General features: G+C 60.5%; 9 protein-coding genes and 2 pseudogenes. 4 read left to right on the forward strand and 7 right to left on the reverse strand.

Annotated elements, in window-relative coordinates:
* Positions 1-22 precede the first annotated feature (22 nt).
* From R6254_RS16845 to R6254_RS16875, 7 genes are all read right to left on the reverse strand, one after another.
* Positions 23-1081 (reverse strand): branched-chain amino acid ABC transporter permease, encoded by a 1059-nt coding sequence (locus R6254_RS16845; RefSeq protein WP_318408509.1) that lies wholly within the window; start codon positions 1079-1081, stop codon positions 23-25.
* Positions 1078-1962: a branched-chain amino acid ABC transporter permease gene (locus R6254_RS16850; RefSeq protein ID WP_318408511.1), complete on the reverse strand. Its 885-nt coding sequence runs from the start codon at positions 1960-1962 to the stop codon at positions 1078-1080. The genes R6254_RS16845 and R6254_RS16850 overlap by 4 nt, the downstream gene beginning before the upstream one ends.
* The gene (locus tag R6254_RS16855) at positions 1959-3926 is read right to left on the reverse strand and encodes an AMP-dependent synthetase/ligase (RefSeq protein ID WP_318408513.1); all 1968 of its coding nucleotides are present in this window, start codon (positions 3924-3926) and stop codon (positions 1959-1961) included. Before R6254_RS16855 ends, R6254_RS16850 begins: the two co-directional genes overlap by 4 nt.
* The gene (locus R6254_RS16860) at positions 3923-4720 is read right to left on the reverse strand and encodes an ABC transporter ATP-binding protein (RefSeq protein WP_318408515.1); all 798 of its coding nucleotides are present in this window, start codon (positions 4718-4720) and stop codon (positions 3923-3925) included. The genes R6254_RS16855 and R6254_RS16860 overlap by 4 nt, the downstream gene beginning before the upstream one ends.
* 68 nt (positions 4721-4788) lie before the next feature.
* Positions 4789-5550 (reverse strand): SDR family NAD(P)-dependent oxidoreductase, encoded by a 762-nt coding sequence (locus R6254_RS16865; protein WP_318408516.1) that lies wholly within the window; start codon positions 5548-5550, stop codon positions 4789-4791.
* A gap of 28 nt (positions 5551-5578) precedes the next feature.
* On the reverse strand, positions 5579-6817 hold the full coding sequence (locus tag R6254_RS16870) for a thiolase family protein (protein ID WP_318408517.1): 1239 nt from the start codon (positions 6815-6817) through the stop codon (positions 5579-5581).
* Positions 6818-6948: 131 nt separating this feature from the next.
* Positions 6949-7998: a CaiB/BaiF CoA transferase family protein gene (locus tag R6254_RS16875; RefSeq protein WP_318408518.1), complete on the reverse strand. Its 1050-nt coding sequence runs from the start codon at positions 7996-7998 to the stop codon at positions 6949-6951.
* Positions 7999-8137: 139 nt separating this feature from the next.
* Here R6254_RS16875 and R6254_RS16880 point away from each other — a divergent pair, with 139 nt between their 5' ends.
* The 4 genes and pseudogenes from R6254_RS16880 to R6254_RS16895 all read left to right on the forward strand — a co-directional run bounded on the left by R6254_RS16880 (position 8138) and on the right by R6254_RS16895 (position 11641).
* Positions 8138-8920: an enoyl-CoA hydratase/isomerase family protein gene (locus tag R6254_RS16880; protein ID WP_318408519.1), complete on the forward strand. Its 783-nt coding sequence runs from the start codon at positions 8138-8140 to the stop codon at positions 8918-8920.
* 12 nt (positions 8921-8932) lie between these two features.
* Complete coding sequence (locus R6254_RS16885; protein WP_318408521.1) at positions 8933-10171, forward strand: phenylacetate--CoA ligase family protein; 1239 nt, start codon at positions 8933-8935, stop codon at positions 10169-10171.
* Between the two features lie 36 nt (positions 10172-10207).
* A pseudogene (locus tag R6254_RS16890) lies at positions 10208-10348 on the forward strand (IS5/IS1182 family transposase); the annotation flags it as partial.
* Positions 10349-10480: 132 nt separating this feature from the next.
* Positions 10481-11641: pseudogene (locus tag R6254_RS16895) on the forward strand (IS30 family transposase).
* Positions 11642-11685 lie beyond the last annotated feature (44 nt).

An 11685-nucleotide genomic window follows, 5' to 3' on the forward strand; every position in this document is an offset into this window, starting at 1 on the left:
CCCCAGAAAAAAAGTTTAAGGATCAGTAGGGGTAGGGCCACATGCGGTAGGACCGCTTGATGATGTTCCACCGGTGCATCAGGCCGCGCGGCTCAAAAATCAGGAAGCCCGCGATGATTCCACCCAGAAAAATATTCATCACAGCGAAGACAATGTCTCCGCTCAAGAAGGAAAAATTCTCGACCAGTGAAGGGCCTACGATGGTGATCGACTCCTGAATCGTGCGGATGACCGCCACACCGATCAGGGCACCCGTCACCGACCCCATACCGCCCACGATGATCATGGCAATGAACCAGATCGAATGGATGAGGGTGAATTGGTCAATCGCCACGAATCGGATGTAATAAGCCCACAGGCCGCCACCGATGCCCGCATAGAACGCACCCAGCAAAAAGGCCAGAACCTTGGTACGCACGACGTTGATGCCCATCATGCCCGAGGCCACATCGTCGTCCCGCACGGCGGCAAAAATCCGGCCGTGGCGGCTGCGTGCGACGCCGTAGGCACCCGCAATCATGATGACCGCCACCACCAGACACAGGTAGTAGATGCGGGCATCGGTATTGAAGGCGAAGCCAAAAAGCTGCGCAGGTTCTACCGAGATGCCGTTCGAGCCGCCCAGCCAGTTGGCAGGCAGATTGAGCACGAAGAAGTGGAACAGTATCTGCGCGGCAATCGTCGTCAGCGCGAGGTAGAACCCCTTGATGCGCATGGCGGCCAGGCCGAACACCAGTCCAAACAGCGCGGCGCACAGCCCACCGATGGGTAAGGCCAGCCAGAACGGCAGGTTGCCCTTCGTGGCCAGGAGCGCCGTTGCATACGCACCGACCCCCATGAACGCAGCCTGGCCCAGGTTGATTTGACCGGCCAGGCCGGTATTGATCTGCAGCCCCATGACCACCACTGCGGTGACTAGCATGGAGGTCATGATCGCCACCCAGCGGATTTCGCTGTACAAGGGCAGCGCAAACAGCGCGATGAGAAGCAAGCCCAGCGCCACCGCCTGGTTGCGCGTGCGAATCAGGGCTTGATCTTTGGCGAACGACGTCGCGAATACACCTGCGGGATCCATGCTCATACCCTTTCAATGGTTTTCCAACCGAACATGCCGGTGGGACGAATCAACAGCATCACCAACATGATGATGAAAGGGACGACAGACCCCAGCGACCCACCCACCAGGGGATCGAGATAGGCCGATGCCAGGCCCTGCACTACCCCCACCAGCACACCGGCCAGCAGCAAGCCCGCGAGGGACTCCAGCCCGGCCAGCAGGGCCACCGGCAAGGCCGCTAGGCCGATGTCGGAGCTCATCATGTTGATGGAGCGGCCGCTGAGATGGACCATGGCCCCCAGTGTGGACAGCACAGACCCCAGCACCCAGGCAAAGGCGATGGAGCGCTGCACCGAGATGCCCATGGACATGGCCACCTGGTGGTCTTCCGCCACCGCCGTCATGGTCAAACCGGCCCGTGTGCGGTTGAAGAACCAGGAGAGTCCGACGCCGATAAAGATGGTCAGGATTCCGCCGTAGAGCATCGACCGGGAAATCACGGTATCGCTGACGATGATCGGCTCCAGCGGAAAGATGATGGGGAAGGCGCGCACCTGCGGACCAAAGAGCACCAGCACGACACCCCGGATCAGAATCAGGAGGCCGATCGTCACCATCACCATCGAGAAAATGGACTCCCCAACCAGACGGGAGAAAAATATCCGCTCGATCATGAGGCCGAAGAATGCGGCGCTGATGAACGCGATCGGCAAGCCGACCCACAGCGGAAGGCCCATCTGGATGATGGTCCACCACACCATGTAGCCACCAAATACCACCAATTCGCCTTGCGCAAAGTTGAAAACCTTGGAGGCACGGTAGATCACCACGAAGCCCATGGCGATCAAGGCATACAAGAGCCCTGACAGTGCACCGTTGATCAGATAGTTGAGAAAGTCGATCATTTGTGTCCTTTGCTTCGGGCTGCACCCAGATGGTCCGAACCCGGAGCGTCGGTGTCGTGAATGGACACCAGCGCCTCGAAGTTGCTGCGACGACCGTCCTGGTAGGTCACAGGAATGTCGATGCGCACTTCGCGCGAAGCGTCATACAAACCGTTGATCAGCGTGGCGTAGCGCACTTCCAGGAACTCGCGGCGCAACTTTCTGGAGCGTGTCAACTCGCCCTCGTCCGGGTCCAGTTCCTTTGGAAAATTGGCGAACCGCTTGACCCGCGCATGCACCGGCAGGAACTGGTTCACACGGGCTATTTCTCGGCCCAGCAAGGCGGCAACCTCCGGTCGCTGCGACAGATCGGTGAAGGTGGAAAACCCAATCCGCTTGTCTTCTGCCCAACGCGACAGAACGGCCATGTCGATGTTGATGAGTGCGGCCACGAATGCCCGCGTCTCGTCTCCTACCGTCATGATGTCCTTGATGAAAGGGCTGAACCGAAGGCGTGTCTCGACGAACTGCGGCGGGAAGGTTTCGCCACCCTGCAAGCGCTTGAGATCGGACAGCCGCTCCAGGAAGACCAGTTCTCCGCGCTCTGTCTTGGTGACGGCATCGCCGGTGTAGTACCAACCATCCTTCACCTTGGATTCCACGGAACCTTCCCTGCGGTAGTAGCCCAGGAACGTGGTGCCGCCGCGAATCTGCAACTCGCCGTCCGTGCTGACGCGCCACTCCAGCGCCGGGCCAGCCTCGGGGTGCGCCTTCATCCAGTGCCCTACGGTCTCCAGGTCAAAGCGGTCACCCTGGTGGCAGGTCAGCAAGCCGGTTTCAGTGGAACCGTAGATGTTGCGCAGGGGTATGCCCATGGCATGGAACATGCGAAAAATATCCGGCGCCATGGTGGCGCCACCGCAGCTGGCACAGCGCAGCCGCGTCAGACCGAGCTGGTCACGCAGCGGGCGCAGAACAAGCGCATTGGCGATGGGGAACAACATCCGGTCCCACAGGCCAATGGGCTTGCCGTCCAGGCGGCCCACGTTGACGGTATGGCCAACCCGCATGCCCCATTCGTAGACACCGCGCCGGATGGGCCCGGCGTCGAGCATATGCGCCTGCACCGAGGACGCCATGCTCTCCCATTGCCGCGGTGCAAACGTCATGCCCTCGACCGCCAACTCACGGATGTTGGACAACACCTGCTCCGGGCCTTCGGGGAAATTCACGACCATGGGCAAGCCCAGGCCCATGGTGATGCCGTATATCTGCTCGGTGGCCCAGGATGGCGCGATGTAGCTCAGATACTCCATATCCGGCCGCACGTCCATGGAGTCCATCAGCCGCTGGGCGTTGTCGATCAGAAAGCGGTGCGTGAGGATGACGCCCTTGGGATGTCCGGTCGTGCCGGAGGTATAGGACAGCACCGCAATGTCATCCGGCGCGCCCGCATCCACGAACGCGTCATACGCCCTGCCATCGCGCTGGTGCAGTTCACGCCCCTGCTGCTGCATGGCACCAAAGGTATGCAGCAGAGGATCGTTGTACGACCACATCCCGGTGTCGTCCCAGTACACAATGTGGCGCAGCTTGGGCGTCTTGGCCCGGACATCGAGGCCCTTGTCCACCTGCTCCTGGTCTTGCGCGAAAAGAATGACGGCTTCGCTGTCGTCCAGCAGATAGGCCACTTCATCCGCAGTCAGGTCCGGGTACATGGAGACGACCTTGCAGCCCAGGGCGTGCGCCGCAAATTCGGCCCAATAGTGTTGGGGCTCGTTCTCGCCGATGATGGCAACGGTTTCACCCGCCTTGATTCCCGCCTGGTGCAGACCCAGTGCAAGCTCTAGCACGTTGCGCTGCACGTCTGCAAAGCTGTACTCCCGCCAAATGCCGCGCTGTTTGTGGCGTTGCGAAAGACATTCGGGATTGGTGCGCGCGTGCTTGCGCAGCAACTGGGGAAGGGTCGCGATTTCGAGTGTCATTGGGAATCCTCCCCCAGGTAGGCTTTGAGCACGGCGGGGTTGGCCTGGATTTCCTTGGGCGTTCCATCGGCAATCTTGCGTCCAAAGTCCAGCACCGCAATGCGGTCTGCCAAGTCCATCACCACCCCCATGTCGTGTTCCACCAAAACGATGGGAATGTGCTTTGCCTCGCGCACGTCCAGAATGAAGCGCGCCAGGTCTTCCTTTTCTTCCGTGTTCATGCCGGCCATGGGCTCGTCCATCAACAAAATCTTCGGGTCTTGGGCCAGCGCGCGGCCCAGGTCCACGCGCTTGCGCAGGCCGTAGCCGAGGCTACCCACCGGCACGTGCCGGATGGATTCAATTTCAAGGAATTCGATGATTTCTTCCACCGCCTCGCGGTGCAACACTTCTTCGCGTTTGGACGGGCCGAAGTGGAAGAACGACTGCACCAGGTTGGTCCGCATGTGCATGTGGCGCCCCACCATCAGGTTCTCAATCACGGTCATGCCCGAGAAAATGTGCGTGCCCTGGAAGGTGCGCGCCAGGCCCTGCGCCGCCACGTCGTGGACCGCCATGTTGCGCACGTTGCGTCCCGCCAGGGATATTTCACCCTTCTTGGGGCGGTAGAAACCGCTGAGGCAATTCATCAGGGACGACTTGCCCGCCCCGTTCGGACCGATGATGGCCAGCAACTCGTCCTTGCGCACCTCAATCGACACGTCGTTCAGCGCCACAATTCCGCCGAACTGCAACAGCAGATTCCGCGCCGTTAGCACCACCTCGTCGCGCTGACCCTGGATGGGAGTGTTCATGGGCGCCTCCGCTCTGCGTTTTGGGCTTTGTTCATCGAATTTCCTTCTTCAGACCTTTGCAGGACCGACTAGCTGCGCACACCCGCATCCAGGCTGAGCGTGGTGGCATTCAAATAGGCGTTTTCCACAATGTGCCGAACCAGCGAGCCGAACTCGGGCGCCTGACCCATGCGCTTGGGAAAGAGGATGACGTTGTCGATCAGGTGCTGCGACACCTTGGGCGGCATGCCCGAGGACATGGCGGTCTCGAAAAGCCCGGGCGCAACGGCCACCACGCGGATGCCGTGTTGGGCAAGATCGCGCGCCACCGGCAAGGTCATGCCAATGACCGCCGCTTTGCTGGCGCTGTAGGCAGCCTGGCCCATCTGGCCTTGCCACGCCGCACCAGATGACGTATTCACGATGACACCCCGTTCGCCGTCTTCGTTGGGTTCATTCTGCGACATCGCCAACGACGCATGGCGGATCACGTTGAAGGTTCCGGTCAGGTTGATCGCGATCACCCGGTTCCACAGGTCCATCGGAAAGAGCTCGCCCTTTGACAGCGTCTTGCACGGGCCCAGAATCCCCGCGCAGTTCACGACCACGTGCAGCCCGCCGAACGCAGCCACCGCCGCATCCACGGCGGCCTTCACGCTGGCGTCGTCCGACACGTCAACCTTCTGGATGCGCACGTTCGCACCCAAAGTCAGCACGTCACTGGCCAGGCGCTCCTCGTCCAAATCAACGGCCATGACGCGTGCGCCGGCCTCCAGCAGGGCCTTGCAGGTGGCGAGTCCCAGACCCGACGCGGCACCCGTAACCAGGGCGACAGTGTTCTTGATATCCATGGTGTGTGTCTCGTGTTCAATACGGCGCTCAGCGCGCCAGGATGGTGATGCAGGCGACCGCTTCTTCAATGCCTTCCAGGCCGCCACCGTTTTCCGCCAGCGCGATCCGTGCATCCGCCACCTGCCGCGGCCCGGCCTCGCCGCGCAGTTGGGTGACCAGCTCATAGACCTGGGCAAGACCGGTCGCCCCCACGGGGTGCCCCCTGGACTCCAAGCCGCCCGAAGGATTCACGGGAATGCGGCCACCGATCCGGGTGTCACCGCGTTCGGCAATCACGCCGCCCATGCCAAATTTACAGAAACCGAGGTTTTCCGTCTGGATAATTTCGCCCATGGCCGTGGCGTCATGCACTTCGGCCACGGAGACGTCGGCGGGGCCAACGCCTGCGAGTTCATACGCCTTGCGCGCACCCAGAGCCGTGCAGTGGTTGGTGTAGTCGTCTTCGCTGCGGTCGGCGCCGCTTTGCACCACCGCCGCCAAGACCTTGATGGCGCGTTTTTCGCTGATGTTCAGGCGCTTGAGTGCCGAGCGCGTGCACAGGATGGCGGCCGCACCACCATCCGACACAGGGGAGCACATGGGCAGCGTCAAGGGGTAGGTAATGGGCGGCGCAGCCAGCACCTCTTCAATGCTGTAGGCCATTTGGTACTGCGACAGCGGATTGTGCACGGAGTGTGTATGGTTCTTGGCCGACACGGCGGCCAACTGGCGCTGCGTCGTCCCGAAGGTGCGCATGTGCGACCGTGCAAACGCGGCATACACGTCCATGAAGACGCTGTAGGGCTTGGGCGAGGTGGTGCCCTCGGGCACCACAACATCACGCCCCATCTTCATCAACTCGGCGCGGATTGCTTCTGCACGCGAGATATCCCAGGCGCTGTCAAACACCGAGAACATCTTGAGCTTGTCCGTTGCGAACATCTTCTCCGCACCGACGGCCAAGGCGACATCGCCGGCACCGGACTTGAGGTGGTTGCAGGCCAGCACAAACGCCGACGAACCACTTGCGCACGCGTTTTCAATGTTCACCACCGGAATGCGCCCAATGCCCATGGCCCGCAGCGCAATTTGCCCGCGAATCATGTGCTGGCCATCCATATGGCCTTGGGACGTGTTGCCAAAAAAGGCCGCGCCCAGGTCTTCTTTTTGCAAACCCGCATCCGCCAAGGCGGCGGTAACGGCTTCCCGCGTGAGCGCCTTGATGTCCTTGTCCAGATGCCGCCCAAAGGGCGTCATCCCTACACCGACCACATAGATATCTTCCATCGTCTTTTCTCCTTGGCAGGATCCATGTAATTCATGGCATCCAGAAATTTACTATTGGTAAAGTTGTTTTACTCTAAAGTAAAATTTAAACCAAAACCCTAGGGAAATCCCTTGGCAGCCACACTCCCTGCTCAGCACAGTGGCAGGAATCGCATTCCCCGCGCGGTCTCGATATCGCCCTGTGCAGTTACGCGATACAAGCCACGAGCCACGTTGTGAGGGTGAGAGGCGGCTTCAGCCATGTTGAGTACCGGCGCAAAGCAGCTGTCAGTGCCCGCCATCAACGCGCTCCAATACGCACTGGGTTGCGAAGCAAAGCGCTGTGCAATACGCTTCTTGAGAGATGGCCATAAAGACTTGTCCATCTGCTGTGCAGGGTTCACATCCGTCAGCTCCAGTTGCTCCAACAGCAAGGCATAGAACTGGGGCTCGATCGCACCGACCGTGATGTAGCGGCCGTCGCTGCACAGATAACGGTCGTAGAAAGGCGAGTCATGGAAAACACTCGATTCACTGCCTTCCAGGCCACCGCCTTGGCGGATAAGTTGCACGAGCGGCGACAGCATGGCCAGCACATCCACGATGGCGCCGTCGACCACGCAGCCCTGCCTCGTGCTCCGGGCGCCAAGCAACGCCGACACCATGCCAAACGCAAACCCGAGCGCACCGGCGGCATCCCCGATCACCGTGGGCGGAACCATGGGAGGGTGTCCCGGCCGCTCGGTAAGCGACATCAGCCCCGTGAGGGCGACATAGTTCATGTCGTGCCCGGCTGCGTGAGCCAGCGGCCCATCCTGCCCCCAGCCCGTCATGCGCCCATACACAAGCCGTGGGTTGCGTTCACCACACACGTCGGGGCCCAGGCCCAGGCGCTCCATCACACCAGGGCGACTGCCTTCGATCAGCCCGTCGCTTTGTGCAACCAAGTCCAGCGCCTGCGCTCGGTCCTCTTCGCGCTTGAGATTCAACGTGACACGCCGCTTGCCGCGAGACAAGAGCGCTCCGTCCTTCGGCGTTAGTTCATCTGGCAATGCGCCAGCACCGGGTCGCCCGACCACGGTCACGTTCGCCCCCATCTGCATCAACATGAGCCCCGCCAAGGGCCCTGGGCCAATGCCCTCGAACTCAACGATCTTGATACCCGAGAGCGGAGACATGAGCGAGCTGGTCTGACTTTGCATAAAAATTGTTCCGTCAATTCAATAGTTTTACTCTACGTTAAACTAATTAACCATCTAGTAATGGAAAACCCCAGATCCCTGAAAACCGAGGGGAAAGCAGAATCAACCTATGAACATGCAAGTAACCAAGGAAGAATAAATGTCGGCACCGGTTGTTATTACAGAGGTGCGAAAAGGCACCATGTGGATTCGCCTGAATCGGCCTGAGGCGATGAACTCATTGACCCCGGAAGTGCTTCGGGGAATTGACGAGGCACTCAACGAAGCACAGCGCCGTGCGGACGTGATGTCTGTCGTATTGACGGGCACTGGCCGTGCCTTCTGCGCTGGCGCCGACCTCAAGTACGTCAAGACGCAAGCGGGCGAAAGTGGCACCAGTGGTTTTCTGGACAGCGTTCTGGCCACCATGAACCGCATCGATCGCTTTCCCAAACCCGTGATCGCCGCCCTGAACGGCATCACCCTGGCGGGCGGGCTGGAACTGGTGCTCTGCTGTGACCTCGTGCTGGCGGCACGCAGCGCCAAGATTGGCGACGCGCACGCCAACTACGGACTGATCCCCGGTGGTGGTGGCTCGGTTCGCCTGCCGCGGGTCATTGGCCCCACGCGCGCCAAGTACCTTCTCTTCACGGGCGACTTCGTGGACGCTGCAGAACTGGTGGAGGCGGGGCTTGTCAACAAAGTGGTGGACGACGACCAGCTCGAAAGCGCCGCACAGGCCGTCGCGGACAAGATCGCTACCAAGAGCCCCCTGGGCCTGCGCCGCATGAAAGCGCTGGTCGACGATGGATTGCAACAGCCCCTGGACACCGCCCTGCGGCTGGAGTTGCTGGCCTCCGAAGTGCATGCGCACAGCGCCGATCTCCACGAAGGTCTTGCCGCCTTTAACGAAAAGCGCGCCCCGCGCTTCACGGGCCACTGAGCCGACAACACCATGCACACCTTACCCGCCACCGACCGATTCGAAGCACTGCGCGCTTCGCAGCAATTCGCCTACGACCGCGCCCCCGCCATCCGCGCCGTCTATGAGCTTGCGAAGATGACGCCGCAAGAACTCCAAGGCCCGGCCGACCTTGCGCGGCTCGCCGTTACAAGCAAGGATGCGCTGCTGGAGAAGCAGCGCCAGTCGCCGCCATTCGGTGGCTTCCTGGCCGCCGATGACGCATCCATCCGCCGCGTGTTCGTCTCGCCAGGCCCGATCTACGAGCCGCAGTTGTTCGACGACGACACCGGCCACGGCTTCTCGCACGTGTTCCGCCAAGCTGGCATCGGCCCGGGTGACCGCGTGCTCAATACATGGTCCTACCACTTGGTGCCGGCCGGTCTTCTACTGGACGAAGGGATTGCATCCACCGGGGCGACGCTCATCCCCTGCGGGCCCGGCGGCGCCGAGCAGCAGGCACAGCTCATTGTGGACCTGGGCATCACATGCATTTGCGCTTCCACCGCCTTCTTCGTGACCTTGGTCGAGATGCTTGAGCGCATGGGCTACGACCTGCCTTCACAATGGAAGGTCCGCTCCGCGATGCTGGGCGGCGAACTGGGCGACTGGATGGGCAAGCGCCGCGTGCTGGAGCAGAAGTACGCCATCCAGACGTTTGCAGCATATGCCACCGGCGACTTCGGGCTTATTGCCTACGAAGAACCAGGGCAAATGGGTTACACGGTTCAGCCGGATCGGCTTGTCCAGATCTGCGACCCGCAAACCGGCACCCCCCTGCCCTTGGGCGAGCCTGGCCAAATCGTGGTCACCACACTGGACCACGGCTGGCCACTGGTACGCTTTGGCACAGGCGATGTGGCACAGGCACTGACTCATTCACCGGATGGCCTGGTGGAACGCATCGGCCTGCTGCAAGGCCGAGTAGGCCAAGGCGTCAAGGTGCGCGAAATCTTCATCTATCCGCGCAACGTGGAAGAGCTGGTGATCCGGATGCCATCTATCCAATGTGCCCAGGTCGTCGCTGGCAAACAGCAGCATCGGGAAACTGCAACCCTGCGCGCGGTGCTAACGTCAGGGGCGTCCAAAGACACCACACAAAGCGATCTGATGGAGATCTTCAGGCAACTAACGCGCCTGAAACTCGACTCAGTCGAATGGTTGAGCCAGGAGGAACTGGCCGTTGATGCCCCTTTGCTTGTGGACAACAAACATCATGGCGACACTGATTAAGGTGCACGTCCCAGGGACTTGAGGCGTTACAGGTTGATGACGCAGCAAACCCTGATCATGGCCGCAGATCAAAGCTCTGAGAATTGCCGTAAACCCACAAGGCGCGACGAGTTCCTCAAGACCACGGAGGCCATCGTGCCTTGGCCCGCCCTGTGCGAAGTCATCGAACCGAACTATCTGTGTCGGCTCAAATTTGCCACGACCGCCAGAGGTGGCGCCAATGGCCGCGCAGTAAGACGGGTTTCGAGGGCGGATTCAACCGGTCGATGCAACACACTAAGAACTGCGTAAGCAGAAGGAGTGTTGCAGATGAAGTACCGGACACGAACCTACTACACGGACGCCCAGAAGGCATTGATGTGGGAGCGACGGAAGGAAGGCTGGACGCTCCATCAGATTGCCCAACTGTTCAATCGCTCACACACATCGGTGCAGTGAATCCTGTCCAGAACTGGTGGCATTCGGCCACCGACACGCAGCCGTTGCGCAACGGTGCTGACTCTGGCTGAGAGGGAAGATATCTCGCGTGCCGTGGTGAACTGCCAATCGATTCGTTCAATTGCTGCTCTGCTCGGGCGAGCGCCATCAACCATCAGCCGCGAGATCAAGCGCAATGGCGGACGATCGGACTACCGGGCCACTGAAGCAGACAGCGCCGCCTGGGATCGTGCGCTTCGTCCCAAACAATGCAAACTGGTCGAGAACAGAGCCTTGGCGCGTGTCGTGACCGACAAGCATCGGTGGCTGTGGTCATCGGGAAAAATTGCTGGATGGCTAAAGCATACTTATCCCTGCGACGAAAGCCACCACGTGTCACACGAGACCATCTACCGCAGCCTCTTCATTCAAGCGCGTGGCGCCTTGAAGAAGGAATTGCTGCAGCATTTGAGACGGACACGCGGCATGCGTCGGTCTCGACATCACACGCAGAAAACGGACATTCATGGGCAGATCGTTGGCGCTGTCTCGATCAGCCAGCGGCCCGCATCCGTCGAGGATCGCGCAGTGCCAGGTCACTGGGAGGGAGACCTGCTATTCGGTAGCCACAACAGCCAGATCGCAACACTGGTTGAGCGCCAGACGCGGTACGTCATGCTCGTGAAAGTTGGCGGCAAGGACACCGAGACGGTCATCAACGCCTTGATCAAGAACGCTCGCAAGCTTCCTCAAGAGCTCTACAAGTCGCTGACATGGGACCGAGGCAAAGAGATGGCTGGCCACAAACGATTCACACTCGCCACAGACATCCAGGTCTACTTCTGTGATCCACAGAGTCCATGGCAACGCGGAAGCAACGAGAACACGAACGGCTTGCTCAGGCAATACCTGCCGAAGGGCATCGACATCTCGAGCTACTCACAAACCAAGCTCAACGCTTTGGCGAGACAATTGAACGAGAGGCCTAGAAAGACCCTCGACTTCCAGACTCCGGCTGAGATGTTCAGCCAGACCGTTGCATCGACCGGTTGAATCCGCCTTGCGCAGGAGCCGTTCGCGTTGCGCTCTTGATCCGT

Origin of the sequence: Polaromonas potterensis (assembly GCF_033446725.1) — a bacterium.
GTDB lineage: Bacteria > Pseudomonadota > Gammaproteobacteria > Burkholderiales > Burkholderiaceae_C > Polaromonas.

What these genes read in the sequence shown, in the direction of transcription:
- R6254_RS16845 (WP_318408509.1), bottom strand. Translation starts at nt 1,081, where the DNA reads ATGAGCATGGATCCCGCAGGTGTATTCGCGACGTCGTTCGCCAAAGAT.
- R6254_RS16850 (WP_318408511.1), bottom strand. Translation starts at nt 1,962, where the DNA reads ATGATCGACTTTCTCAACTATCTGATCAACGGTGCACTGTCAGGGCTC.
- R6254_RS16855 (WP_318408513.1), bottom strand. Translation starts at nt 3,926, where the DNA reads ATGACACTCGAAATCGCGACCCTTCCCCAGTTGCTGCGCAAGCACGCG.
- R6254_RS16860 (WP_318408515.1), bottom strand. Translation starts at nt 4,720, where the DNA reads ATGAACACTCCCATCCAGGGTCAGCGCGACGAGGTGGTGCTAACGGCG.
- R6254_RS16865 (WP_318408516.1), bottom strand. Translation starts at nt 5,550, where the DNA reads ATGGATATCAAGAACACTGTCGCCCTGGTTACGGGTGCCGCGTCGGGT.
- R6254_RS16870 (WP_318408517.1), bottom strand. Translation starts at nt 6,817, where the DNA reads ATGGAAGATATCTATGTGGTCGGTGTAGGGATGACGCCCTTTGGGCGG.
- R6254_RS16875 (WP_318408518.1), bottom strand. Translation starts at nt 7,998, where the DNA reads ATGCAAAGTCAGACCAGCTCGCTCATGTCTCCGCTCTCGGGTATCAAG.
- R6254_RS16880 (WP_318408519.1), top strand. Translation starts at nt 8,138, where the DNA reads ATGTCGGCACCGGTTGTTATTACAGAGGTGCGAAAAGGCACCATGTGG.
- R6254_RS16885 (WP_318408521.1), top strand. Translation starts at nt 8,933, where the DNA reads ATGCACACCTTACCCGCCACCGACCGATTCGAAGCACTGCGCGCTTCG.